Source organism: Brevibacterium sanguinis (genome assembly GCF_039528855.1).
Taxonomy (GTDB): domain Bacteria; phylum Actinomycetota; class Actinomycetes; order Actinomycetales; family Brevibacteriaceae; genus Brevibacterium; species Brevibacterium sanguinis.
In genome coordinates this window covers 105,617-131,019 of sequence record NZ_BAAAMB010000005.1, presented here as the reverse complement: position 1 = coordinate 131,019, position 25,403 = coordinate 105,617, and the positions used below count along the sequence as shown (strand labels likewise).

The 25,403-nt window shown below is 68.5% G+C and carries 26 protein-coding genes; 19 read left to right on the top strand and 7 right to left on the bottom strand.

Annotated features, from left to right (window positions below; genetic code table 11):
* The first annotated feature begins 100 nt into the window (after positions 1-100).
* From rapZ to secG, 7 genes are read left to right on the top strand one after another with little or no spacing between them, the layout of a single operon-like run.
* A complete protein-coding gene (rapZ, locus tag ABD154_RS05490) occupies positions 101-985 on the top strand; it encodes an RNase adapter RapZ (RefSeq protein WP_137824003.1) in 885 nt (294 codons plus the stop codon).
* A gap of 1 nt (position 986) precedes the next feature.
* Entirely contained in the window at positions 987-1,982 is a 996-nt protein-coding gene (locus ABD154_RS05485) for a gluconeogenesis factor YvcK family protein (RefSeq protein ID WP_211979184.1), read from the top strand.
* A 26-nt stretch (positions 1,983-2,008) separates the two neighbouring features.
* The gene (whiA, locus tag ABD154_RS05480; RefSeq protein ID WP_344250512.1) at positions 2,009-2,992 is read left to right on the top strand and encodes a DNA-binding protein WhiA; all 984 of its coding nucleotides are present in this window, start codon (positions 2,009-2,011) and stop codon (positions 2,990-2,992) included.
* A gap of 9 nt (positions 2,993-3,001) precedes the next feature.
* On the top strand, positions 3,002-4,003 hold the full coding sequence (gap, locus tag ABD154_RS05475) for a type I glyceraldehyde-3-phosphate dehydrogenase (protein WP_198498843.1): 1,002 nt from the start codon (positions 3,002-3,004) through the stop codon (positions 4,001-4,003).
* Positions 4,000-5,220 (top strand): phosphoglycerate kinase, encoded by a 1,221-nt coding sequence (locus ABD154_RS05470; RefSeq protein WP_211979185.1) that lies wholly within the window; start codon positions 4,000-4,002, stop codon positions 5,218-5,220. The genes gap and ABD154_RS05470 overlap by 4 nt, the downstream gene beginning before the upstream one ends.
* 12 nt (positions 5,221-5,232) lie before the next feature.
* Positions 5,233-6,018, top strand: coding sequence for a triose-phosphate isomerase (gene tpiA, locus ABD154_RS05465; RefSeq protein ID WP_211979186.1), 786 nt, complete (start codon positions 5,233-5,235; stop codon positions 6,016-6,018).
* Between the two features lie 44 nt (positions 6,019-6,062).
* Positions 6,063-6,308: a preprotein translocase subunit SecG gene (gene secG, locus ABD154_RS05460; RefSeq protein WP_137824009.1), complete on the top strand. Its 246-nt coding sequence runs from the start codon at positions 6,063-6,065 to the stop codon at positions 6,306-6,308.
* 113 nt (positions 6,309-6,421) lie between these two features.
* On the opposite strand, the gene ABD154_RS05455 is transcribed toward secG, so the two are convergent.
* Genes ABD154_RS05455 through tkt form a run of 3 tightly spaced genes read right to left on the bottom strand, consistent with a single transcriptional unit; the run spans position 6,422 to position 11,219 of the window.
* Positions 6,422-8,038: a glucose-6-phosphate isomerase gene (locus ABD154_RS05455; protein ID WP_211979187.1), complete on the bottom strand. Its 1,617-nt coding sequence runs from the start codon at positions 8,036-8,038 to the stop codon at positions 6,422-6,424.
* Entirely contained in the window at positions 8,035-9,138 is a 1,104-nt protein-coding gene (gene tal, locus ABD154_RS05450; protein WP_211979188.1) for a transaldolase, read from the bottom strand. The genes ABD154_RS05455 and tal overlap by 4 nt, the downstream gene beginning before the upstream one ends.
* Positions 9,135-11,219: a transketolase gene (gene tkt / locus ABD154_RS05445; RefSeq protein WP_211979189.1), complete on the bottom strand. Its 2,085-nt coding sequence runs from the start codon at positions 11,217-11,219 to the stop codon at positions 9,135-9,137. Before tkt ends, tal begins: the two co-directional genes overlap by 4 nt.
* Before the next feature lie 225 nt (positions 11,220-11,444).
* Between tkt and ABD154_RS05440 the strand changes: the two genes are divergently transcribed.
* The gene (locus tag ABD154_RS05440) at positions 11,445-11,942 is read left to right on the top strand and encodes a hypothetical protein (RefSeq protein ID WP_211979190.1); all 498 of its coding nucleotides are present in this window, start codon (positions 11,445-11,447) and stop codon (positions 11,940-11,942) included.
* Between the two features lie 11 nt (positions 11,943-11,953).
* Positions 11,954-12,940 carry a heme o synthase gene (locus ABD154_RS05435; protein ID WP_137824014.1) on the top strand — a complete coding sequence of 329 codons (987 nt, stop codon included), beginning with the start codon at positions 11,954-11,956 and terminating at the stop codon, positions 12,938-12,940.
* Between the two features lie 221 nt (positions 12,941-13,161).
* Here ABD154_RS05435 and ABD154_RS05430 read toward each other — a convergent pair whose 3' ends face one another.
* The 4 genes from ABD154_RS05430 to ABD154_RS05415 are packed head-to-tail and all read right to left on the bottom strand — an operon-like array spanning position 13,162 to position 16,226.
* Positions 13,162-13,572 carry a VOC family protein gene (locus ABD154_RS05430; RefSeq protein WP_344250507.1) on the bottom strand — a complete coding sequence of 137 codons (411 nt, stop codon included), beginning with the start codon at positions 13,570-13,572 and terminating at the stop codon, positions 13,162-13,164.
* 16 nt (positions 13,573-13,588) lie between these two features.
* Positions 13,589-14,494: a COX15/CtaA family protein gene (locus tag ABD154_RS05425; RefSeq protein ID WP_211979192.1), complete on the bottom strand. Its 906-nt coding sequence runs from the start codon at positions 14,492-14,494 to the stop codon at positions 13,589-13,591.
* 14 nt (positions 14,495-14,508) lie between these two features.
* Positions 14,509-15,294, bottom strand: a complete 786-nt coding sequence (locus ABD154_RS05420) for an ABC-2 transporter permease (RefSeq protein WP_249121058.1) — start codon at positions 15,292-15,294, stop codon at positions 14,509-14,511.
* Positions 15,291-16,226: an ABC transporter ATP-binding protein gene (locus tag ABD154_RS05415; RefSeq protein ID WP_211979193.1), complete on the bottom strand. Its 936-nt coding sequence runs from the start codon at positions 16,224-16,226 to the stop codon at positions 15,291-15,293. Before ABD154_RS05415 ends, ABD154_RS05420 begins: the two co-directional genes overlap by 4 nt.
* Before the next feature lie 119 nt (positions 16,227-16,345).
* On the opposite strand from ABD154_RS05415, the gene ABD154_RS05410 reads away from it, so the two are divergent.
* The 10 genes from ABD154_RS05410 to abc-f all read left to right on the top strand — a co-directional run bounded on the left by ABD154_RS05410 (position 16,346) and on the right by abc-f (position 25,371).
* Positions 16,346-17,065 (top strand): helix-turn-helix transcriptional regulator, encoded by a 720-nt coding sequence (locus tag ABD154_RS05410; protein ID WP_137824017.1) that lies wholly within the window; start codon positions 16,346-16,348, stop codon positions 17,063-17,065.
* Complete coding sequence (sufB, locus tag ABD154_RS05405) at positions 17,062-18,492, top strand: Fe-S cluster assembly protein SufB (protein WP_137824018.1); 1,431 nt, start codon at positions 17,062-17,064, stop codon at positions 18,490-18,492. Before ABD154_RS05410 ends, sufB begins: the two co-directional genes overlap by 4 nt.
* Before the next feature lie 33 nt (positions 18,493-18,525).
* The gene (gene sufD, locus ABD154_RS05400) at positions 18,526-19,701 is read left to right on the top strand and encodes a Fe-S cluster assembly protein SufD (RefSeq protein WP_211979194.1); all 1,176 of its coding nucleotides are present in this window, start codon (positions 18,526-18,528) and stop codon (positions 19,699-19,701) included.
* Complete coding sequence (locus ABD154_RS05395) at positions 19,698-20,021, top strand: non-heme iron oxygenase ferredoxin subunit (RefSeq protein ID WP_198498831.1); 324 nt, start codon at positions 19,698-19,700, stop codon at positions 20,019-20,021. The genes sufD and ABD154_RS05395 overlap by 4 nt, the downstream gene beginning before the upstream one ends.
* 11 nt (positions 20,022-20,032) lie before the next feature.
* A complete protein-coding gene (sufC, locus tag ABD154_RS05390) occupies positions 20,033-20,791 on the top strand; it encodes a Fe-S cluster assembly ATPase SufC (protein ID WP_198498830.1) in 759 nt (252 codons plus the stop codon).
* Positions 20,791-22,074, top strand: a complete 1,284-nt coding sequence (locus ABD154_RS05385; protein ID WP_211979195.1) for a SufS family cysteine desulfurase — start codon at positions 20,791-20,793, stop codon at positions 22,072-22,074. The genes sufC and ABD154_RS05385 overlap by 1 nt, the downstream gene beginning before the upstream one ends.
* Entirely contained in the window at positions 22,071-22,565 is a 495-nt protein-coding gene (gene sufU / locus ABD154_RS05380; RefSeq protein ID WP_211979196.1) for a Fe-S cluster assembly sulfur transfer protein SufU, read from the top strand. The genes ABD154_RS05385 and sufU overlap by 4 nt, the downstream gene beginning before the upstream one ends.
* On the top strand, positions 22,565-22,900 hold the full coding sequence (locus ABD154_RS05375) for a metal-sulfur cluster assembly factor (protein WP_137824023.1): 336 nt from the start codon (positions 22,565-22,567) through the stop codon (positions 22,898-22,900). Before sufU ends, ABD154_RS05375 begins: the two co-directional genes overlap by 1 nt.
* A gap of 171 nt (positions 22,901-23,071) precedes the next feature.
* Positions 23,072-23,776: a ribonuclease H family protein gene (locus ABD154_RS17945; RefSeq protein ID WP_211979197.1), complete on the top strand. Its 705-nt coding sequence runs from the start codon at positions 23,072-23,074 to the stop codon at positions 23,774-23,776.
* On the top strand, positions 23,773-25,371 hold the full coding sequence (gene abc-f, locus ABD154_RS05365) for a ribosomal protection-like ABC-F family protein (protein ID WP_211979198.1): 1,599 nt from the start codon (positions 23,773-23,775) through the stop codon (positions 25,369-25,371). The genes ABD154_RS17945 and abc-f overlap by 4 nt, the downstream gene beginning before the upstream one ends.
* The last annotated feature ends 32 nt before the right edge of the window (positions 25,372-25,403 follow it).

Here is a 25,403-nt window from a genome sequence, read left to right as displayed (position 1 = left end):
ACGGGCACTGAGATCGGCGCCCCACAGGCGTGCTCTACAGTAGTGTTCGATATGAGCGACCGTGCGCGGTCGCCGCCAGCCGGGGACACGAGGAGGACGCATGACCACACAGGCCGACGACCACCCCATCGAGGTCGTCCTCGTCACCGGCATGTCCGGGGCCGGGCGGACCACCGTGGCCAATGTCCTCGAAGACCTCGACTGGTACGTCGTCGACAACCTCCCGCCGCAGATGATGCGCACCCTCGTCGAACTCGTCGCCCGCGCCGACGGCGCCGTGCCGAAGATCGCGATCGTCACCGACTCGAAGGGCCGGGCGAAGTACACGGAGCTCGAGGACACGATCTCCGACTTCCTCGACCAGGGACTGTCGCTGCGCATCCTCTACCTCGACGCCGCCGACGAGGTCCTCGTCCGCCGGTTCGAATCCACCCGCCGGCCGCACCCGCTGCAGGGGGAGGGAACCCTCCTCGAGGGGATCGAGGCCGAACGCGAGGCCCTTGAATCGCTCAAGCACCGTGCCGACATCATCATCGACACCTCCGACCTCAACGTTCACCAGCTCGGCGCCGAGGTGCGCAAGCGCTTCAGCGCCGACGACGCCCCGCCGCTGCGGCTGACGGTGATGAGCTTCGGCTTCAAGTACGGCCTGCCCAAGGACGCCGACAACGTCGCCGACGTCCGCTTCCTGCCCAACCCGTACTGGATTCCCCACCTGCGCGGACACAACGGACTCGACTCCGACGTCGCCGACTACGTGCTCGGACAGAACGGCGCCGAGGAGTTCATCGAACGCTACACCGCCACCCTCGACACGATCGCGCAGGGCTACCTCCGGGAGGGCCGCGGCTACGCGCTCATCGGCATCGGCTGCACCGGCGGCAAGCACCGGTCGGTGGCGATCAGCGAACGCATCGCGAAGGGGCTGGCCGCCCGCACCGGCATTCCCGTCACCGTCCGCCACCGCGACCTGGGGAGGGAATGACATGGAGACCGAGGATCTCCCGCAGATCACCCCGGCCGTCATCAACAAGGGCCCGAAGATCGTGTCCTTCGGCGGCGGTCACGGTCTCTACGCCGCCCTGCGCGCGTTCCGGCTGCTCACCGAATCGCTCACGGCCGTCGTCACCGTCGCCGACGACGGCGGCTCCTCCGGTCGGCTCCGCGACGAGCTCGGCAGTCTGCCGCCCGGGGACCTGCGCATGGCGTTGGCCGCGCTCTGCGACGACGGGAACTGGGGCAAGACGTGGCGCGACGTCATCCAGCATCGCTTCGAATCGAGCGGGGAGCTCAACGGCCACGCCGTCGGCAACCTCCTCATCGCCGCCCTCTGGCAGATCCACGGCGACCACGTCGCCGGCCTCGACTGGATGGCGAAGCTGCTGCGCGCCCACGGCCGCGTGCTGCCGATGTCCTCGGTGCCGCTGACGATCGAAGCCGACGTCCAGTTCCCCGGCTCGTTCCAGGTCGTGCGCGGACAGTCGGTGCTCGCCTCGACCCGCGGTCATGTCGAAGCCGTCCGCCTCGACCCAGCGGACCCGCCGGCCCGCTATGAGACCGTCGAAGCCGTCGCCGAGGCGGAGGTCCTCAACCTCGGGCCCGGCTCGTGGTACACCTCGGTGATGCCGCACCTGCTCGTGCCCTCCCTCTCCGATGCGATCGTGCGGTCGAACGCGGTGAAATCCCTCACGCTCAACCTCTCGTCCTCGGACGGGGAGACCCGGGACCTCAGCCTCGGCGAACACCTCATGTCGCTGCACCGCCACGCCCCGGCCCTCACCCTCGACTACGTGCTCGTCGACGAGGCGTCCGTGGTCTCCGAACCGGAGCTCGAACACCATGCGCGGGAGATGTTCGACGCCAAACTCCGGGTGCATCCGCTCAGCTCCCGGCGGGCAGGGCAGCATGACAGCCTCAAGCTCGCAGCATGTTACCGTGACATGTTGGTTGACGCCGGGATCGACGTCGACGAGCAGTGGTAGGACCGATCCGTGCAGGAGGACGAACAATGGCATTGACCGCTCAGGTCAAGGACGAGCTGGCGAGGGTGAAGATCACCCGGACCTCGGCTCGGAAGGCCGAAGTGTCCTCGATCTTCCGCTTCTCCTCCGCCCTCCACCTCGTCAACGGCTCGATCGTGCTCGAGGCCGAACTCGACACCGCTCAGGCCGCGAAGCGCCTGCGCAGCGAGATCAAGGATCTCTACGGCCAGTTCGCCGACATCGTCGTCATCAACGCCGCCGGCATCCGCCGCTCCAACCGCTACCTGCTGCGCGTCACCCGTGACGGCGGCGCACTGGCCCGCCAGACCGGGCTCGTCGACAACCGCGGCCGACCCGTGCGCGGTCTGCCCTCGGCGATCGTCAACGGCTCCGTCGCCGACGCCGAGGCCTGCTGGCGCGGGGCCTTCCTCTCCCACGGCTCGCTCACCGAGCCCGGCCGCTCCTCCGCCCTCGAGGTCACCTGCCCGGGTCCCGAGGCGGCACTCGCGCTCGTCGGAGCCGCCCGACGGCTGGGCCTGAGCGCGAAGGCCCGCGAGGTCCGCGGCGTCGACCGCGTCGTCATCCGCGACGGCGACGACATCGCCGCCCTGCTCACCCGCATGGGCTCCCACAACGCGGTTCTCGTGTGGGAGGAGCGGCGGATGCGCCGCGAGGTCAGGGCGACGGCCAACCGGCTCGCGAACTTCGACGACGCCAACCTGCGCCGCTCCGCCCGGGCCGCCGTGGCCGCCGGCGCGCGCGTCGAACGGGCGCTGGAGATCCTCGGCGAGGACGTGCCCGAGCACCTCCGCTACGCCGGACAGCTGCGCGTCACCCACAAGCAGGCCTCCCTCGAGGAGCTCGGACAGCTCGCCGACCCGCCGATGACGAAGGACGCCGTGGCCGGACGCATCCGGCGGCTGCTGTCGACGGCGGACAAGCGAGCGGAAGAATTGGGAATTCCTGGGACTGAAGCAAGTCTCACTCCCGACATGCTCGAAGACCGATAGGATTCGAGCATGAGACGAATCGCAATCAATGGCTTCGGCCGCATCGGTCGCGCCCTCTTCCGCCTGTCCCTCGAACCCGGTGCCGACTTCGAAGTCGTCGCCATCAACGACCTCACCGACACTGCGACGCTCGCCCACCTCCTCGCCTACGACTCCGTGTGGCCGCGCTTCGACCACACCGTCGAGGCCGGAGAGGATTCGCTCATCGTCGACGGCCGCGAGATCGCCGTCTTCTCGGAGAAGAACCCCGCCGACATCGACTGGACGTCGAAGGACGTCGAACTCGTCGTCGAATCGACCGGCATCTTCACCCGCCGCGACCAGGCCGAGGCCCACCTCGGCGGGACCGTGAAGACCGTCGTCCTCTCCGCCCCCGGCAAGGACGTCGATGCGACCTTCGTCATGGGCGTCAACGAGGACACGTACGACCCGGACAAGCATGAAGTCGTCTCGAACGCCTCGTGCACGACGAACTGCATGGCGACCGTCGTCAAGGCCCTCGACGACGCGATCGGCGTCGAATCCGGACTGCTCAACACCGTCCACGCCTACACCGGCGACCAGAAGCTCGTCGACGGTCCGCACCGCGACCTCCGCCGCGCCCGCGCCGCCGCGATCAACATCGTGCCGACGACGACCGGCGCCGCCCGCACCGTCGGCAAGGTCATGCCCCACCTCGAGGGCAAGCTCGACGGCTTCGCGATCCGCGTGCCCGTGCCCGCGGGATCGATCATCGACTTCACCTTCACCCCGAAGAAGCCGGTCACCCGCGACGAGGTCAACGAGATCCTCAAGGCCGCCGCGGAGGACTCGCCCTACCTCGACTACACCGAGGCCGCCCTCGTCTCCACGGACATCGTCGGGACCACCGCCTCGGCGATCGCCGACTCGGAGCTGACGATGGTCCTCGGCGACCAGGTCAAGGTCGTCGCGTGGTACGACAACGAGTGGGGCTACTCGAACCGACTCAAGGACATGGTCAGCTACCTTCTGCGCGAAAGGCCCCAATGAGGACATTCACGGACCCGGAGATCTTCGCCCACCGGACGGTGCTCGTCCGCAGCGATCTCAACGTTCCCATGGACGGGACGACGATCACTGACAACGGACGCATCCTCGCATCCGCGGCGACGATCCGATCCCTCGCCGAGGCGGGGGCCCGGGTGATCGTCATCTCCCACCTCGGCCGCCCGAAGGGCGCACCCGATCCGCACTTCTCGCTCGCCCCGATCGCCGGCGAACTCGCCGCTGCGATCGGCCGTGACGTCGCCTTCGCCTCCGACACCGTCGGCGAGGATGCGCAGGCGAAGGTCGCAGCGCTCGGCGACGGGGACGTCCTCCTCCTCGAGAACCTCCGGTTCAACCCGGGGGAGACCTCCAAGGACGAGGCCGAACGGCGCGCATTCGCCGAACAGCTCGCCGAGTTCGCCGACGACTTCGTCTCCGACGGATTCGGCGTCGTCCACCGCAAGCAGGCCTCGGTCTACGAACTCGCGCAGCTCCTGCCGCACTACGCCGGTTCGCTCGTCCAGGTTGAGGTCGAGGTCAGCGACCGTCTCCTCAACTCGCCGCAGCGGCCCTTCACCGTCGTCCTCGGCGGTTCGAAGGTCTCCGACAAGCTCGGTGTCATCGACAACCTCATCGACCGGGCCGACAACCTCCTCATCGGCGGTGGCATGGTCTTCACGTTCCTCGCCGCGCTCGGCCACGACATCGGTGCGAGCCTCGTCGAGAAGGATCGCATCGACGACGTCAAGGGCTACCTCGACCGGGCCGAGCAGGGCGGGGCGCGGATCATGCTCCCCACCGACATCGTCATGGCCGCCTCCTTTGCCCCCGACGCCGAGAACTGGGTGCGCCCCGTCGACCGCCTCGAGGACACCCCAGCCGGGGCCGAGGGACTCGGCCTCGACATCGGGCCCGACACCGCACGGGCCTACGCCGAGGTGATCGCCGACTCCGCGACCGTGTTCTGGAACGGCCCCATGGGCGTCTTCGAGTTCCCGGCCTTCGCCGCGGGCACGAAGACCGTGGCCGCCGCGCTCACGGCCACCGCCGAGGGCGCGCGCGCCGACCGGCTCACCGTCGTCGGCGGAGGAGACTCCGCGGCCGCCGTGCGGGCGCTCGGCTTCTCCGACGACGAATTCGGCCACATCTCCACCGGCGGCGGGGCGAGCCTCGAGTACCTCGAAGGCAAGACCCTGCCCGGCATCGACGCTCTCGCGTGAGGACGACCCATCATGACTGACCGCACACTGCTGCTCGCCGGCAACTGGAAGATGAACCACGACCACCTCGAGGCGATCTCGACGGTGCAGAAGCTCGCATGGGCGCTCGAGGACGCCAAGCTCGACGACTCCCAGCTCGAGGTCGTCGTCGTCCCGCCGTTCACCGACATCCGCTCCGTCCAGACGCTCGTCCAGGGCGACAAGCTGTGGCTGCGCTACGGCGCCCAGGACGTGTCCCGCCACGAACCGGGCGCGCACACCGGGGAGATCGCCGCGTCGTTCCTCTCCCGCCTCGGCTGCTCGTACGTCGTCGTCGGGCACAGTGAGCGCCGCGCCGACAACCACGAGACCTCGGATGTCGTCGCCGCGAAGGTCAAGGCCGCGCTCGGCCACGACCTCGCCCCCATCCTCTGCGTCGGCGAATCCCTGGCCGAACGCGAGGACGGCACCCACGTCGACTTCACCCTGGGCCAGCTCGACGACTCCCTGGCCGGCCTCTCGGCCGAGGAGCTCAGCGGCCTCGTCGTCGCCTACGAACCCGTGTGGGCAATCGGAACGGGGAAGACGGCGACGGCGGCTGACGCCGCGGAGATGGCCGCGGCGATCCGCGGTCGCCTGCGCGAGAGGTACGGCGACAGCCTCGCCGACTCCACCCGGATCCTCTACGGCGGGTCGGTGAAGACCGACAACGTCGCCGACATCCTCGTCTCCGACGACGTCGACGGCGCACTCGTCGGGGGAGCGAGCCTGAGCGGGCCCGATTTCGCCGCTTTGTGCAAGGCCGCCGTCGGCAAGTAGACTGAACCGCAAATCCTCTGACAGAAACACAGGTTGAACTCGACGTGGAAATTCTCACCTACGTACTCATCGGCGTGCTCGTCCTCACGAGCATCTTCCTCACCCTGCTCATCCTCATGCACAAGGGCAAGGGCGGCGGCATGTCCGACATGTTCGGCGGCGGCATGTCCTCCTCGCTGGGATCCTCCGGTGTCGCCGAGCGCAACCTCAACCGGTTCACCGCGCTCATGGCGATCGTCTGGGGCGCGTCGATCATCCTCCTCGGACTCATCACGCGCTTCAACAGCTGAGACCCGACCGAACGCAGAACCGACGAAGGCCCTCACCGACACCGGTGAGGGCCTTCGTCGTGCGGTCATGCGACGCGCAGGGCATCCGACTCGAAGGTCAGCCGACTCGCACGTCAGTCGACTCCGAAGTGGTGGTGCGGGGCGACCTCGGCGACGGCGTCGCGCAGCTGTGCGAGCCCGCGGGCCCGGTCGGTGAGGTGGACCCGGAGCACCGGACGCCCCTTCGCCCGCAGGGCCGCGGCATCGCCGAGCGCCTGCGCGTGCTCGAGTTCACCGAACCCGTAGCCGCGGCCGGGCACGATGAGCTCCGTGCGCGGGTCGGCGGTGATCTGGAGGAACACGCCGTTGGGGTGACCGCCCTTGTGGTACTGGCCCGTCGAGTGGAGGTACCGCGGGCCGAAGCCGAACGTCGTCTGCACCCCGGCGTGCCGGGAGACGAGCGGACGGAGGTCGACCGCCTCGGCGTCGCCGAGCCGATCGAGGTAGGCCTGGATGGCGACATAGCCGTACTCGTCGACCTGTGCGAAGAGCTCACGGAGGGCCCCGACGAGGTCGTCGGCCTCATCGATGTCGCCGTAGACCTCGACGGCGCCGTCGACGAACGCCGGGATCTCCTCGGCGTGGGTGCCCGTGTCGAGGGCCTCCCGGGCGAACGCCTTCGCCGCCTCGACATCCGGCTGATCGAACGGGTCGACCCCGATGCTGTAGCCGGCGATCGCGGTGGCGAACTCCCAGAAGAGGAACTGCTCGCCCAGATCGCCGTCGACCTCGGCATTGAAGCCCGAGGGCGCGCCGATCGTCGTGGCCGGGCCGAGGGTGCAGAGCAGGGCATCGGCGCGGGCGTCGGCGAAGCCGACATCACCGGGTTCGTCGAGGACGACGGGGAGGATCCCCTGCCCGTCCTTGCCGAGCGATTCCGCGATGAGCTGCTCGACCCAGGCTCCCAGACCGGCAAGGGCCGCCGAGGTGGGAGCGAGGACGAGCTTCTCCGTGGCCCGGGCGTGGGCGATGCCCAGCCAGGTGCCGAACCGCAGCGCCGGGTTGTCCGGGCTGTCAGCGCCGAGGTCGGCGGCGATGCCCGCCGCGGACTCGACGATCCGGCGGATGTCGACCCCGGCGAGACCGGCGGGGACGAGGCCGAACGGGGAGAGGGCACTGAACCGACCGCCGACGTTCGGGTCGGCGTGGAACGTCGCGAGGTACCCTTCGGCACTCGCGAGCTCAGCGAGTTCGGTCCCGGGATCGGTGATCGCGATGAACCGGCTGGCCGGGTCGATGCCGACGGCCTCGAAGGCCGCGGCGAACGCGCGCCGGATGGCATCGGTCTCGATCGTCGTCCCCGACTTCGAGGCGATGACGAGGACGGTGTGGTCGAGGTCGGTGCCGATCGCCTCGGCGACCTGATTGGGATCGGTCGAATCGACGATCTCGAGGTCGACCCCGGCCCACGCCGCCATCACCTCGGGGGCGAGCGACGAGCCGCCCATGCCGGTGAGGCTGATCGAGCGCAGACCCTGCGCGGCGAGATCGTCGCGCAGCGCCTCGATCTCGGTGACGAGCTCACCGGCCCGGCCCGCGAGATCGACCCAGCCGAGACGATCGGCGGCGACGGAGTCGGAGAAGACGCTCGCGTCCTGCGCCGCGATCCGCGAGGGCACCCGGGCGCTGAGCAGACGGTCGAGTTCGGCCTCGAACTCCGCACTGACGGGGACGCTGAGCTCGACTCTCATGCGCGCTCCAATGCCCGGCGGACAGTGCCCTGGAGCTCGGTCCAGCTGACGTCGAACTTCTCCAGGCCCTCGGTCTCGAGGACGGTCATGACATCGGCGTAGTCGATGCCGAGACCGGCGAGCCGGTCGAAGACCTCGTCGGCGGCCCGGTAGTCCTCAGCGGCGATCGGAGCCCCGACCTCGCCGTGGTCGGCGAAGGCGCGCAGCGTCGCCTCGGGCATCGTGTTGACGGTGTCGGGGGAGACGAGACCGGTGACGTACATCGTGTCCGGGTAGTCGGGGTTCTTCACTCCGGTCGACGCCCACAGGAGCCGCTGCGGGCGGGCCCCGGCGAGTTCGAGGACGCGGAAGCGCTCGGAGGTGAAGAGCTGCGAGTGGATCTCATGGGCGAGCACGCAGTTGGCGATGCCCGCGCGACCGGCGAGCTCCGCGGCGGCCGGATCGTCGACGGCGGCGAGGCGCTTGTCGATCTCCGCATCGACGCGGGAGACGAAGATCGAGGCGACCGACCGGATCGTCGAGAGGTCGTGACCGGCGGCCCGCGCCTTCTCCAGTCCCTGGAGGTACGCCTCGACGACGTGCCGGTAGCGGGAGAGCGAGAAGACGAGCGTGACGTTGACGCTGATCCCGGCGCCGATGGTGTCGGCGATCGCGCTCAGTCCCTCCTCGGTGGCGGGGATCTTGATCATCGCGTTCGGCTCGCCGACCCGCTCCCACATGATCGTCGCCGCCGACGCCGTTCCCGCGGTGTCGCGGGCCAGCGGCGGGGGGACCTCGATCGAGACGCGTCCGTCGGCGCCGTCGGTGGCGTCGTAGACGGGCCGCAGCAGCCGGGCAGCTGCCGCGACGTCCTCGGTGGTCAGGGCTTCGATGGCCTCTTCGACGTCGGCACCGGAGGCGGCGAGGTCGGAGAGTGCGCCGTCGTAGCTGTCGGAGCCGGCGATCGCGGTGGCGAAGATCGTCGGGTTCGTCGTCACCCCGGTCACCGACGACTCGTCGATGAGGGTCTGGAGGTCACCGGACTCGAGCCGGGTGCGGGACAGGTCGTCGAGCCACACCGAGACTCCTGCCTCGGTGAGGCGGGTGAGGTTCTCGCTCATGCTTCTCCCTTCGCTGCTGCAATGGACTCCTCGGCCGCGGCGACGACCGCCTCGGCAGTGATGCCGAACTTCTCGAAGAGCGTCTTGGCATCGGCTGAGGCGCCGAAGTGCTCGAGGGACACGGCGCGCCCGGCATCGCCGAGGTAGCGGTGCCAGCTCATCGCCGATCCCGCTTCGACGCTGACCCGGGCCTTGAGCGACCGGGGGAGGACGGCGTCGCGGTAGTCCTCGTCCTGGGCGTCGAACCATTCCTGGCTCGGCATCGAGATGACGCGCGCCGCGATCCCCTTGGTCTCGAGCTCCTCGGCCGCGGCGATCGCAAGCTGGACCTCCGAGCCGGTGGCGATGATCGCGACCTGCGGGTCGTCGCCGGTGTCGAGGAGGACGTAGCCTCCGCGGGCCGCCTCGGAGGCCGGTGCGTACTTCGTCCGGTCGAGGGTCGGCACGGCCTGCCGGCTGAGGATGAGGCCGCTGGGGCCGTCGGTGCGGTCGAGGATCTTCCGCCACACGACCGCGGTCTCGTTGGCATCGGCGGGGCGGACGACGTCGAGGCCGGGGATCGCCCGCAGCGCCGAGAGGTGCTCGACGGGCTGATGGGTGGGGCCGTCCTCGCCGAGGCCGATCGAATCGTGGGTCCACACGAAGATGTTCGGCAGCTTCTGGATGGCGGCCAGGCGCACGGCCGGTCGCTGGTAGTCGCTGAAGACGAGGAACGTGCCGTTGTAGGGACGGGTCCCGCCGTGAAGTGCGATGCCGTTGCCGATGAGGCCGGCGGAGAACTCGCGGACGCCGAAGTGGATGTTGCGTCCGTACGGGTTGCCGGTGAACGTGTCCGTCGAGCGGTCGGTGGGCAGGAAGCTCGGGTCGGCCTTGATGAGGGTGTTGTTCGACCCCGCGAGGTCGGACGATCCGCCCCAGAGCTCGGGCATCCGGGCGGCGATCGCATTGAGCACCTGGCCGGAGGCGGCGCGGGTGGCGATGCCCTTGGCGTCGGCGTCGAAGACGGGGAAGTCTCCGTCGAGGCCCTCGGGCAGGGTGCGGGTGGCGAGCCGGTCGAAGAGTGCGGCGCGTTCGCCGTTGGCGTCGCGCCAGGCCGCGTACTTCTCCTTCCACGCGAGGTGAGCGGCGCGACCGCGCTCCTCGGCGCTGGTCCGGGTGTGCTCGAGCACCTCGGGGGAGATCGCGAAGTTCGCATCGGGGTCGAAGCCGAGCAGCTCCTTCGTCGCCCGCACCTCGTCCTCACCGAGGGCGGCACCGTGGGCGGCCCCCGTGTTCCGGGCGTTCGGCGCGGGCCACGCGATGATCGTCGAGAGGCGGATGAAGGAGGGACGGGAGTCGGCGCGAGCGGCCTTGACGGCGGCGTGGAGGGCGTCGAGGTCCTCGGTGTACTCTCCGTCGGCAGTCCAGTCGACGTGCTGGACGTGCCAGCCGTAGGCCTCATAGCGCGCCGCAGTGTCCTCGCCGAAGGCGATCGCGGTGTCGTCCTCGATGGAGATCCGGTTGTCGTCCCAGATGACGATCAGGTTCGACAGCTCCTGGGTGCCGGCGAGCGAGGAGGCCTCACCGGAGACGCCCTCCTCCATGTCGCCGTCGGAGGCGAGGACGATGATGTCGTGATCGAACGGCGAGGTGCCGGGGGCGGCGTCGGGATCGAAGAGTCCGCGTTCGCGGCGGGAGGCCATCGCCATGCCCACCGCCGAGGCGACACCGGAGCCGAGCGGGCCCGTGGTGATCTCGACACCGGGAGTGTGTCCGACCTCGGGGTGGCCGGGGGTGAGCGAATCCCAGGTGCGCAGCGCCTTGAGGTCGTCGAGCTCGAGGCCGATGCCGGCGAGGTAGAGCTGGACGTACTGCGTCAGCGAGCTGTGGCCGAGGGAGAGGACGAAGCGGTCACGGCCGACCCACGTGGGATCGGACGGGTCGAGGGTGAGGGCCTTCTGGTAGAGGTAGTAGGCGACGGGAGCGAGGCTCATCGCGGTGCCGGGGTGTCCGTTTCCGGCCTTCTGCACGGCGTCAGCGGCGAGGAGGCGGGCGGTGTCGACTGCTTGGGAGTCGAGGTCTGTCCAGGACAGGGCATTCATGTCTGAGAGCGTTCCTTCTGTCGTCGGCGATGCGTCCTCTCAAACTCTACCGCGCACCGGCCGGACCCTCCCGGTCCGGACACGTGGTGATACGGTCGCTGCGCTGGCAGTGTCCCCACTGTGCTGCCCTCCCACCGCCGGCACGTCCACGTCGCCCGCCCACGTCAAGGAGACCTCCCCATTCCCCGCAGTCCCCAGCACCCGACCCTGCCTCGACGATCACCCGTGCGCCATGCCCGGGCACTCCGGAACCTCGGCATCAGCCTGACCGTCCTCGTCCTCGTCGAGCGGATCGTCTTCACGACCCTCTTCGTCGAGCCCTTCGGAAACGGCACTGGCACCGAGGCGGTCGGGAGCTGGCTGCTCGCCTTCCTCCTCGGCGCGGGCCCCTTCCTCGTCCTCCTCATCGTCCTCGCGATCGCCCGACCTGCCGGTCTCATCTGGTGGGCGGCGGTGGCCTTCACAGTCCTCGCCGGAGCCTTCGGCATCGTCGTCGATGTCGACATGCTCACACTCGAAGATCCCCTCGCGGGGCTCGGACTGTTCGTCCTCGCGGCGGTCCTGTGGGCCGCACTCGCCGTAGTGGGGCTGGTGGTCGGGGCCGTCGCGGTGCTTGTCCGGCGACGCCGTGAGCGCGCAGATGATCCCGATGACCGCGCACTCGGTCCCGATGACAGGGCGACTCGCCCGACCCCAACTGGAAATTCATTCGACACAGAGTAGAATCGTCTCTCGTGAGTGAACTTCGTCAGAACCCGGGCACGCAGAGTGAACGACCTCTGCAGAGGACCATCGACGAAGCTCGACACTCGCAGAAACCCCGATCGATCATCGGCGCCTACATCGCCCTGACGAAGCCGCGGGTCATCGAACTCCTCCTCGTCACCACCGCCCCGGTGATGTTCCTCGCCGCCAACGGCATGCCGAATCTCTGGCTCGTCCTCAACACCCTCATCGGCGGGGCCGCCGCTGCCGCCTCGGCATCGGTGTTCAACTGCTACGTCGACCGCGACATCGACGCGAAGATGGATCGGACGAAGCACCGTCCGCTCGTCACCGGGGAGATCTCGCCGCGTGCAGCCCTGATCTTCGCCTTCGTCCTCGGCATCGGGTCGATCTTCTGGCTCGGCGGATTCACGAACTGGGTGACGGCAGGACTGACCGCCTCGGCGATCCTCCTCTACGCGGTCTTCTACACGCTCGTCCTCAAGCGCCGCACGACGCAGAACATCGTGTGGGGCGGCGCGGCCGGCTGCATGCCGGTGCTCATCGGCTGGTCGGCGGTGACCGGCGGGCTGTCGTGGGAGCCGGTCATCCTCTTCCTCGTCATCTTCTTCTGGACGCCGCCGCACTACTGGCCGCTCGCGATCAAGTACAAGGCCGATTACGACGCTGCCGGTGTGCCGATGCTGCCGTCGAAGGTCCCGCCGACCTCGGTGGGCCGCCAGATCATCCTCTACGCCTGGGCGATGGTGCTCACCTCGCTCGTCCTCATCCCCGTCGCCCCGATGGGACCGGTCTACACGGCCGTCGCGGTGCTCGCCGGTGCCTGGTTCCTCTGGTCGTGCTACCAGCTCGTGTCTCGCGCGAAGAAGGGCCTCAGCGGCACCTCGCTGCGGGCGATGAAGGTCTTCCACGGCTCGATCACGTACCTGTCGGTGCTCTTCCTCGCCGTCGCCGTCGACCCGTTCGTCACCCCGCTGCTGCCCAGCCTCTGGTGATCCGCGGCAGGTATCTGCCACCCCGCACCTGACGGTCCACACACCACCCGTGCCCGCGGTGTTCTCATCGCTGCGTGGAGGAGTTGCGGAGCTGAGGGTGGTGCATACGCGCCGAGGTTGTCCGTGGGTCTCCGGGTGGTGCAGTCTCGCCGAGGTTGTTGCTGAGGCCCAGGGATGCGCGCAGCGGGAGCGAGCGTGATCCCGACGACCGAGGCGGCGCGTCAGCCGGCGGCGACGAGCTCGGCGATGACGATCTTCTTCATTCCCATGAGCGCGCGCACCTGAGCGTCGCCGGTCATCAGCTCGTCGAGGTTCTTCGGCACGATCTGCCAGCTGATCCCGTACCTGTCCTTGAGCCAGCCGCACTGCTCGGATTCGGGCACCGCGGACAGCGCCTGCCAGTAGTGGTCGATCTCCGCCTGGTCGGCGCATTCGACGGTCAGGGAGATCGCCTCGTTGAAGGTGAACGCGGGTCCGCCGTCGAGGCAGATGAAGCGGTTGCCGTCGAGTTCGAAGACGCCGGTGATGACCTTGCCGCTCATCCCCGCGAAATGCTCGTCGAGACTCTCATCGGGGTATCGCTCGATCGAGACGATGCGGGAGTTCGGGAAGACGGTGCAGTAGAATTCCATCGCCTCCTCGGCGCGGTCAGTGAACCACAGACACGGGACGATCGGCGTTGACATGGGTTCTCCTCGGGTACGCGCTGTCGAGCACAGCGACACTGGCTGCGATCGTAGCCGAGAGACCGATCATATGGAATGCCACGAGCACCCACGGGACGCCGGTGAAGTACTGGATGTAGCCGATGAGACCCTGCGCGAGCTCGACGATGAGGAGGACGACGAGCGGGCGCACCATCGGGGCCCAGCGCTTGCGCGCGTAGACGAGAGCGACGATCGTCGCGATGACGAGCAGCCACACCGGGAACGCGTGGAGGCGGGTGATCCAGATGTTGTCGAGGCCGTTGCGGGTCGAGATCGTCGACCCGGAGTGCGGGCCTGCGCCGGTGGTGAGCACGCCGAAGAGGACGATGACCGCGGTGAGCGCGAGGATCGCCCACCCGAGTGCCGGCAGCGGCGACGGTGCCTTCTCGCCGGTGCGCACCCCGGTGTCGTAGGTGCGGCGGACGAAGTACGCGGCGACACCGACGGCGATGGCCGAGGGCACGAAGTGCCCGGCGACGACCCAGGGATTGAGCTTCGTCCACACGGTGATCCCGCCCATGACCGCCTGGACCGGCACGATCGCAGTGAGCGCGATGTTGAGCCAGAAGAGGTCCTTGCGCTCCTTCCGGATCCGCCAGAGGAGGACGAGGATCGCGACGCCGATGAGGGCGAGGACGACGGCGAGCAGCCGGTTGCCGAACTCGATGACCCCGTGGATGCCCATCTCCGGGGTGGCGACGAGGGAATCCGGGGTGCATTTCGGCCAGTCCGAGCATCCCAGACCGGATCCGGTGAGGCGGACGATGCCGCCGGTGAAGATGATGCCGGCCTGGGCGATGAGCATCGCCCACGCGGCGAAGCGGATTCTGGTCTCTTGGTTTCTCATGCGCATTCCTGTGTTCATTCGAAGCGGAACCACCTGCGTGCGGCAAGCGCTCCCACCAGGCTCCAGACGAGGAGCACGATCAGAGCTGTGAAGTCCCAGGTGCCGGCGAGGCTCGCGCGCATCGCGTCCCCGAGGGCACCGGAGGGAAGGCAGCCGACGATGGTTCCCCATTCGCCGGTGGCGGGAAGGACGAGTCCGCCGGCACCGGCCATGAGGACCCAGACGAGATTGGCAGCGCCCAGGGTCGCCTCGGCGCGCAGCGTGCCCGCCATGAGGAGGCCGAGCGCGAGCAGCGTCGCAGTGCCGAGGATCGTGGTGATGATGAGCGCGAGGATGTCGAGTCCGCCGCGGTAGCCGAGGATCCCGGCGATGCCGAACGCGAGGGCGAATTGGATGACGACGACGCCGATGACCGCCCCGAGCTTGCCGAGGATGAGCCCCGTTGTCCCCAGCGGCGTCGTCGCGAGCTGGGCGAGCACCCCGTAGCGGCGGTCGAAGGCGGTGGCGATCGCCTGTCCGGTGAATGCCGTCGAGGCCAGGCAGAGACCGAGGGTGCCGGGAAGGGCGATGCTCAGCCGGTCACCGCCCGGCGGGATCGCGCCGAGCGCGTCGAGCAGGGGAGTCGTCGTGAGGAAGACGAGGAGCCCGAGCGGGAGGATGAGCGCGAGCAGGAGCTGTTCGCCGTTGCGGAGCACGGCTGCGGTCTCGAACTTCGCCTGCGCGAATACGCGGCGGGCGCGCATGCCCGGCGCCGGGGACGGCTGGGAGGCACCCGTGCCGCTGACTGTCGTCTCGCTCATCGCAGCGGCCTCCCCGTGAGTTCGAAGAAGACATCGGCCAGCGACTGCGACTGCATGCTGATGTCCCCGATCGTCAGCCCCGCCTCGGCGATGACCGTGCACAGGGCGGCGATGCGCGCGCTGTCGAGGTTGCCCGCGGCGACGATGAGCGTGCCCTGCACCGAGGCGGGGGCGACGGCGGTCAGGGCAGACGTCAGCTCCCGTCCGGCGTCGGTGGAGGGGTCGGGAGCGTCGGGCACGGTGATGACGAGCCGACGACCGGCCGCCGAGGCGCCGCGCAGCTCCGCGGGGGCACCGCGGGCGATGATCCTGCCGCGGTCGATGACGACGATGTCCTCGGCGAGCTTCTCCGCCTCGGCGAGGTCATGGGTGGTGAGGACGACGCTGACCCCGGAGGCGGCGAGATCGCCGATCACCTCGTGGACGACCTCACGGGCCTGCGGGTCGAGGCCGGCGCTCGGCTCGTCGAGGAAGACGATGCGGGGACGGCCGATGAGGGCGGCGGCAAGGGCCACGCGCTGCCGCTGTCCGCCGGAGAGCCGGCGGATCGACCGGTTGGCGAACTCGCGGATGCCCAGCGGTTCGACGAGCTCGTCGAGCGGGCGCGGATCGGGATAGAGAGCGGCGAGGTGGCGGAGGACGGCGAGCGGCTTCGCGCTCATCGGCAGGCCACCGTCCTGGAGCATGACCCCGGCGAGCTGCGCGGTCTCCTCGTGACGGCGGTAGGGGTCGCGGCCGAAGATCTCCACGGTTCCGGCGTCGGGTCGCTTCGAGCCGACAGCCAGCGCGATCGTCGTCGACTTGCCCGCCCCGTTGGGGCCGAGGACGCCGAGGACGGTGCCGACGCGGGCGTCGAGGTCGATGCCGTCGACGACATGGTGCGCGCCGTAGGAATAGCGCAGCCCACGGATGAGGAGTGCCGATTGTGCCACCCGACCATTCTACGACCGGTCGAAACGTCCCGTCGAAACCGGGCCTTCAGTTAGGCTCACCTAGTTTTACGAAACAATTTACGCAACAATAGTGTTGTGTTAGTCAAGGGAGGTGGACTATGACTGCGAACGACGCGGACGACAGCAGGACCCGGCAGAAGGTGTTCCGCTCCGTGCTCGACGACGGTCCCATCACCGCCTCGGCGCTGGCAAAAGGCCTTGAGCTCACCCCGGCAGCGATCCGTCGTCACCTCGACGCGCTCGAAGGCCAAGGACTCATCGAGGTCCGCGGTCTCGCCGGGAAGCAGGCAGGGCGGGGGAGACCGGCGCGGCACTACGTAGTCACCTCGCGCGGCCACGACGAGCTCAGCCGGTCCTACGACGAGTTCGCCGTCAACATCCTCCGGTTCTTCCAGGACCGGATGGGGGAGGACGCGGTCGTCGACTTCTCCGACGACTTCGTCGCGAAGCTGCGCGACCGCCTCGGCGGAGAACTCGAGAAGCGGGGCGGGACGTCGGTGGCGTCACGCTCGCGGGCCCTGGCCTCAGCGCTCACCCGTGAGGGCTACGCCGCCTCGGCGACACCGGTCGCGGCGGGCACGTCACTCGAGGCGATGCAGCTGTGCCAAGGACACTGTCCGATCCAATCCGTGGCCGCCGAGTTCCCCGAGATCTGCGAAGCAGAGCTCGCGATGTTCTCGGAATACCTCGGCGTCGATGTGAGAAGACTCTCGTCGCTCGCCCACGGTGACCACGTCTGCACGACCCACATTCCGACCTCGGAACTCACCAGGCCCCTCATCCACTCAATCGATCGACCTCAAGGAGGTTCACGATGACTGACACAAGCAATCCGATCATCGAGGCGAACCCCGAGCTCAAAGACCTCGGGCAGTACGCATACGGCTGGCACGACGAGAACGATGCCGGAGCCGCAGCGGCTCGCGGTCTCAACGAAGACGTCGTGCGCAACATCTCGAAGCTCAAGGACGAACCGGACTGGATGCTCCAGCGTCGCCTCAAGGCGCTCAAGCTCTTCGAGAAGAAGCCGATGCCGAACTGGGGCGCCGACCTCTCGGGAATCGACTTCGCCGACATCAAGTACTTCGTCCGCTCCACCGAGGGCCAGGCCCAGTCGTGGGAGGACCTGCCCGAGGACATCAAGAACACCTACGACCGCCTCGGCATCCCGGAGGCGGAGAAGCAGCGCCTCGTCGCCGGCGTCGCCGCGCAGTACGAGTCCGAGGTCGTCTACCACAAGATCAACGAGGAGCTCGAGAGCCAGGGCGTCATCTTCCTCGACACCGACACCGGTCTCAAGGAGCACCCGGAGATCTTCGAGGAGTACTTCGGCTCGGTCATCCCGTCGGGTGACAACAAGTTCTCGGCGCTGAATACGGCCGTGTGGTCGGGCGGATCCTTCATCTACGTCCCCAAGGGCGTCCACGTCGAGATCCCGCTGCAGGCCTACTTCCGCATCAACACGGAGAACATGGGCCAGTTCGAGCGCACGCTCATCATCGCCGACGAAGGCTCGTACGTCCACTACGTCGAGGGCTGCACGGCCCCGATCTACAAGACGGACTCGCTCCACTCCGCCGTCGTCGAGATCATCGCGAAGAAGGACGCCCGCGTCCGCTACACGACGATCCAGAACTGGTCGAACAACGTCTACAACCTCGTGACGAAGCGTGCGATCGCCGAAGAGGGCGCGACGATGGAATGGGTCGACGGCAACATCGGCTCGAAGGTGACGATGAAGTACCCGGCGATCTGGCTGACGGGCGAACACGCTCGCGGCGAGACGCTCTCGGTCGCCTTCGCCGGCGAGGGCCAGCATCAGGACACCGGTGCGAAGATGGTCCACGCCGCCCCGCATACGCAGTCCTCGATCGTCTCGAAGTCCGTCGCCCGCGGCGGCGGTCGCGCCGGCTACCGCGGACTCGTCCACGTCTACCCGGGTGCCGAGGGCTCGTCGAACAACGTGCTCTGCGACGCCCTGCTCGTCGACAACATCTCCCGGTCGGACACGTACCCCTACATCGACATCCGTGAGGACGACGTCACGCTCGGCCACGAGGCGACCGTGTCGAAGGTGAGCGAGGACCAGCTCTTCTACCTCATGTCCCGCGGCCTCGAGGAGACCGAGGCGATGGCGATGATCGTGCGCGGCTTCGTCGAGCCGATCGCCCGTGAGCTGCCGATGGAGTACGCCCTCGAGCTCAACCGCCTCATCGAACTGCAGATGGAAGGCGCCGTGGGCTGAGCCCGCGACCGACTGCACGCTTAAGGAGATTTTGTGACTGACACCACCAACCCGCTCGGCGTCTCCGAGCATTCGCACGGCGCGGGCGTCCACGTGCCCGACGCCAAGCGCGACGCGCGCACCCGCAGCTTCGACGTCGCCGACTTCCCCGTGCCCACCGGCCGGGAGGAGGAGTGGCGCTTCTCGCCCGTGCGCAAGCTCAGCGACTTCTTCGCCGATGCGCCCGGTGAAGCGCGCCTGAGCGTCACCGGCGAACTGCCTGCCGGCGTCACCGTCGAGGAGATCAGCCTCGAGGCCGCCCAGGAGCTCGGCATCCTCGAACCCGAGGACCGCGCGGCCGCTGTGGCCGCGAACCGCACGGCCACCGTCACCCACTACACGGTGCCCGCTGACACGGAGCTCACCGAGGCGGTCGTCATCCACGCCGACGGCACCGGCACCGACCTCGTCCACGGCCATGTCGTCGTGTCCGTGGGGGCGAACGCGAAGGCGACGATCGTCGTCGAGCACGAGGGCCTGACCCGCTACTCCGAGCTCGTCTCCCTCGTCGTCGGCGACGGCGCGGACCTCACCTTCGTCTCCCTGCAGCTGTGGGACGACGGTTCGCAGCACCTCGGCCAGCACGATGCGATCGTCGGCAAGGACGCGAAGCTCAAGCACATCGTCGTCACCCTCGGCGGTGACATCGTCCGGCTCAACGCCAACGTCCGCTACTCGGCCAACGGCGGCGAGGCCGAACTTCTCGGCCTCTACTTCGCCGATGCCGGCCAGCACCTCGAGCACCGCACGTACATCGACCACAACACCGCGAAGGCGACGTCGAACGTCATGTACAAGGGCGCCCTGCAGGGCAAGGACGCGCGCAGCGTGTGGATCGGCGACGTCCTCATCCGCCCCGAGGCGCTCGGCATCGACACGTACGAGCTCAACCGCAACCTCATCCTCACCGATGGGGCGCGCGCGGACTCCGTGCCGAACCTCGAGATCGAGACCGGTGACATCGAAGGAGCCGGACACGCCTCGTCGACCGGTCGCTTCGACGAGGAGCACCTCTTCTACCTGATGTCGCGCGGCATCCCCGAGGACGTCGCCCGCCAGCTCGTCGTCCGCGGCTTCTTCAACGAGGTCATCCAGAAGATCCAGGTGCCGGAGATCGAAGAGGTCCTCTCGGCCCGCATCGAGGACGAACTGTCCCGGAGCGTTCTGTGACGATGATCGACGTGGCCGCCTCCGAGGATGTGGCACTCGACAGCGCGCTGCGGATCGACGTGGAGAACCGCGAGATCTGCCTGGCCCGCGACTCCTTCGGAGTCGTCCACGCGATCGACGATCTGTGCACCCACGGCGAGGTGTCCCTGGCCGAGGGCGAGGTGGAGGGCTGCGCCATCGAATGCTGGCTGCACGGCTCCCAGTTCGACCTCAACACCGGCCAGCCGCTGAGCCCCCCGGCCTTCGAACCCGTCGCGGTCTACCCGTGCCAGGAGATCGCCGGCCGCATCCTGCTCGACCCGAACACGACTGTGAACTGAAAAGGATAATCATGTCCACACTGAAAATCTCCGACCTGCACGTCAGCGTCAACACCGAGGCCGGCGCGAAGCCGATCCTCAACGGCATCAACCTCGAGATCGACTCGAACCAGACGCACGCGATCATGGGCCCCAACGGCTCGGGCAAGTCGACACTGGCCTACTCGCTCGCCGGTCACCCGAAGTACGAAGTCACCGGCGGATCCGTCACCCTCGACGGTGAGGACGTCCTCGACATGACCGTCGACGAGCGCGCCAAGGCCGGTCTCTTCCTCGCCATGCAGTACCCCGTCGAGGTGCCCGGCGTGACCGTGACGAACTTCCTCCGCTCGGCCAAGACCGCGATCGACGGCGAGGCTCCGAAGCTGCGCAACTGGACGAAGGACCTCAAGTCGGCGATGGAGCAGCTGCGCGTCGACCCCGAGTTCGCGACCCGCAACGTCAACGAGGGCTTCTCCGGCGGTGAGAAGAAGCGCCACGAGATCCTCCAGATGGAGATGCTCAAGCCGAAGTTCGCCGTCCTCGACGAGACCGACTCCGGCCTCGACGTCGACGCTCTGCGCATCGTCTCCGAAGGCGTCAACCGGGTCCGTGAGACGACCGACGTCGGCGTCCTCCTCATCACCCACTACACGCGGATCCTCCGCTACATCAAGCCCGACTTCGTCCACGTCATCGTCAAGGGCAAGGTCGCCGAGGAGGGCGGACCGGAACTCGCCGAGCGCCTCGAGAACGAGGGCTACGACCGCTTCCTCTCGTCCGCGGTCTGATGTTCTCTCGGCTCCGGGGCGACTTCCCGATCCTCCGTGCGAGGGTCGGGGAGTCGCCGCTGACCTATCTCGACTCGGGAGCGACGTCGCAGAAGCCCGAATGCGTCATCGACACGTTCACCGAGTACTTCACGCAGCGCAATGCCGCCGTTCACCGGGGTGCGCACACGCTCGCCGTCATGGCCACCGACACGTTCGAGGCCGGCCGGGAGGCCGTGGCGAACCTCGTCGGCGGTGCGCCGAACCAGGTCGTGTGGACGAAGAACGCCACCGAGGCGCTCAACATCGTCGCCCTCGGCATCGACCGGGCCAGCCACGGGTTCGGGGGAGAGGCCGCGCAGCGGTTCGCGATCGGGGAGGGCGATTCGATCGTCGTCACCGAGATGGAGCACCACGCGAACCTCGTCCCCTGGCAGCAGCTCGCGCAGGCCACCGGGGCGCAGCTGCGGTGGATCCCGGTCACCGATGACGGAGAGCTCGACCTCACCGACCTCGAGACGATCGTCGACGAGACGACGAAGGTGCTCGCGTTCACCCACGTCTCGAACGTGCTGGGCACGATCAACCCGGTCGCCGAGCTCGTCGCCCGGGCCCGGGAGGTCGGGGCGTTCGTCGTCCTCGACGCGTGCCAGTCGGTGCCGCACATGCCGGTCGACTTCACCGACCTCGACGTCGACTTCGCCGCCTTCTCCGCCCATAAGGCGCTCGGGCCGACCGGCCTCGGCGTGCTCTGGGGGAAGGCCGAGCTCCTCGATGCGCTCCCGCCCGTGCTCACCGGCGGTTCGATGATCACGACCGTGACGATGGATTCGGCGGAGTTCATGCCCGCCCCGCAGCGCTTCGAGGCCGGCACTCAGCCGGTGGCCGAGGTCGCGGCGTTCGCGACGGCCATCGGCTACCTCACCGAGGTGGGGCTCGACCGGGTCTTCGACCATGAGGTCGAGCTCGGCCGGCAGCTGCTCGAGCGGATCGCGCAGATCCCGGGGATCCGGGTCCTCGGCAATGCCGAGAACCGGATCGGCACCGTGGCCTTCGACGTCGACGGCGTCCACGCCCACGACGTCGGCCAGTACCTCGACTCGCAGGGCGTGGCCGTGCGTGTGGGCCACCACTGCGCGCAGCCGCTGCACCGCCGGTTCGGGGTGACCGCCTCGACCCGGGCCAGCACGTACCTCTACAACAACGGCGAGGATGTCGAGCGCTTCCTCACCGCGCTGGCTGAGGTGCGTCCGTTCTTCGGTCTCGCGGACACGCCGGCCGCGGAGAAGGCGCAGGCATCATGACCACCCAGATGCAGCAGCTCTACCAGCAGGTCATCCTCGACCACTCGCGGTCGCGGATCGGCAACGCCGCGCTGCTCGGCGATTCGGCCCCCGGGCCGCACGGGCACTCCCACCAGGTCAATCCGACCTGCGGGGATGAGATCGAGCTCGAGACCGAACTCGCCGCCGACGGCACCGTGAGCGTGCGGTGGACCGGGGACGGATGTTCGATCTCGATGGCCTCGGCGTCCGTGCTCACCGAGCTCGCCGCCTCGGCGACGGTGTCCGAGATGCTCGAGATCGAAGCGGCTTTCCACGAGCTCATGCACTCCCGGGGGACTCTCGAGGCCGACGAGGAAATACTCGGCGACGCCGCGGCGTTCACCGGAGTGTCGAAGTTCCCGGCACGGATCAAGTGCGCCCTGCTCGCCTGGATGGCGTTCAAGGACGCGCTCAGCCAGGCCCAGGCGGGAGCACCGGAACACGCACCGACCGAAGACGAGGAGAAGTGATGCCCGAAGTCATTGATGCACCGCAGAACGCGAGCGTCGACGAAGTGCGCGAAGCGATGATGGACGTCGTCGACCCCGAGCTCGGCGTCAACATCGTCGACCTCGGACTCATCTACGGCCTCGCCGTGGAGGACGACGGCACCGCCGTCATCGAGATGACCCTGACGTCGGCGGCCTGCCCGCTCACCGACGTCATCGAGGACCAGACCGCGCAGTGCCTCGACGGCATCGTCCCGGCCTACCGCATCAACTGGGTGTGGATGCCGCCATGGGGTCCGGAGAAGATCACCGAGGACGGCCGCGAGCAGATGCGGGCCCTCGGGTTCAACATCTGAGCGACTCGGGCGGACTGCACCCGAACTCGTCACGCGGACGTCCGTCCGCACCTCCCTCGCCGAGGTGGCCGATGCGCCGCCTCGGCGAGGTCGCGTTCGGCGGGTGCCTGCGACCGTGAAACAATGGTGCGGGCCCATTGACGACCGGACCCGACGTCCAGAGGAGAACCATTGACGATCATCGCTGCCGCAGACGGGTCTGCGCTCGGCAACCCCGGACCGGCTGGGTGGGCCTGGTACATCGACGACGACTGCTGGCACGCCGGGGGCTGGAAGAACGCGACGAACAACCGCGGTGAGCTCATGGCCGTCCTCGACCTCCTCGAATCGACCGCCGACGTCGACGAGGACCTCAAGATCTTCTGCGACTCCCAGTACGTCATCAACGCCCTGACGAAGTGGATGCCGGGTTGGAAGCGCAAGGGCTGGAAGAAGGCCGACGGCAAGGAGGTCCTCAACCGCGACCTCCTCGAATCCCTCGATCAGGCGCTGACCGGACGCGACGTCGAATTCGAATGGGTCAAGGGCCACAACAACCACGCGATGAACGAAGCCGCCGACGAGCGCGCCCGGGCCGTCGCCACCGCCTACCAGAAGGGCACAGCGGTGCCCGAGGGACCCGGCTACGTCCCCGCGGGGACGTCCGTGAGCGTCGAAGCCGGCACGGAATCGCCGGCGAACGCCCAGGTCGAGCCAGAGGCATCGGCGTTCGCCGAAGCTCCCGCGCCCGGCGGGGACACCGGGGACACCACCGTCGTCTCCACGCGCGTGGCCCGCACCATCGCCGACGAACTCGTCTCCCGGGCCCGCGCCCAGGGAGTCCACCCACAGGAATACCTGGCCGACCTCATCGGCCGCAGTTTGGAGAGAGAATGATCCAGGCCTCCGGCCTCGAAGTCGCCGTCGGCGCCCGCACCTTGATGTCCGACGTGTCCTTCCGCGTCGACAAGGGCGACCGCGTCGGGCTCGTCGGACGCAACGGCGCCGGGAAGACGACGCTGACGAAGGTGATCATGGGCGGCCACCCCGCCACCTCGGGCAACGTCTCGATCTCCGGGTCCGTCGGCTATCTGCCGCAGGACCCGCGCAGCGGCGACCTCGAGGCGACGGCGAAGGAGCGCATCCTCGGCGCCCGCGACCTCGACGTGCTCGTCAAGCGCCTGCGCAAGGCCGAACGTCAGATGGCCTCGCCCGACGAGAACGTCGCGGCGAAGGCCATCGACCGCTACCCGCGCATCGAAGCCGAGTTCGTCGCCGCCGGCGGATACGCTGCGGAATCCGAGGCGTACGCGATCGCCGCGAACCTCGGCCTCGACGAGGACCTCGTCAACCAGGAGATCGGCACCCTCTCCGGCGGTCAGCGTCGCCGCGTCGAACTCGCCCGGATCCTCTTCTCCGCTCCGGACACGATGATCCTCGACGAGCCGACGAACCACCTCGACGCCGAATCCGTGCTCTGGCTGCGCGACTACCTCAAGGCGTACTCCGGCGGACTCATCGTCATCAGCCACGACCTCGACCTCATCGATGAAGTCGTCAACAAGGTCTTCTTCCTCGACGCCACCCGGCAGACCATCGACATCTACTCGATGGGCTACCGCCTCTACCTCAAGCAGCGCGAGGACGACGAACGCCGACGCCGGCGCGAACGTGCGAACGCGGAGAAGAAGGCCGCGGCGCTGACGGCGCAGGCGAACAAGATGATGGCGAAGGCGACGAAGACCGTCGCCGCCCAGCAGATGGTCAAACGCGCCGAACGCATGCTCGCCGGCCTCGATGAGGAACGCAGCGCCGACAAGGTCGCGAATCTCCGCTTCCCGGCGCCCGCGGACGTCGGCCGGGTGCCGCTGACCGCCGAGGGCCTCTCCCGCAGCTTCGGGTCGACGGAGGTCTTCACCGGTGTCGACCTGGCGATCGACAAGGGCTCACGCGTCGTCATCCTCGGCTACAACGGCGCCGGCAAGACGACTCTGCTGCGCCTGCTCGCCGGACTCGACGAACCCGATTCCGGTGAGGTCATCGCCGGTCACGGTCTCAAGCTCGGCTACTACGCGCAGGAGCATGAGACGCTCGATCTCGACCGCAGCGTGCTCGAGAACATGCAGCGCAATTCTCCGCACCTCGACGACACCGCGGTGCGCAACGTGCTCGGCTCGTTCCTCTTCTCCGGTGACGACGTCCACAAACCCGCCGGGGTCCTCTCCGGCGGTGAGAAGACGCGTCTGGCCCTGGCGACCCTCGTCGTCTCGAGCGCCAACGTCCTCCTCCTCGACGAGCCGACGAACAACCTCGACCCGGCCTCGCGGGAGGAGATCCTCTCGGCGATCCGCCGCTACGAGGGAGCGATCATCCTCGTCACCCACGATGAGGGTGCGGTGTCCGCACTCGATCCCGACCGGGTCCTGCTCCTGCCCGACGGCGACGAGGACCTGTGGAACGAGACCTACCTCGACCTCGTCACCCTGGCCTGAGCCGCTGCGTCCCTGAGCCGCTGAGCCGCTGA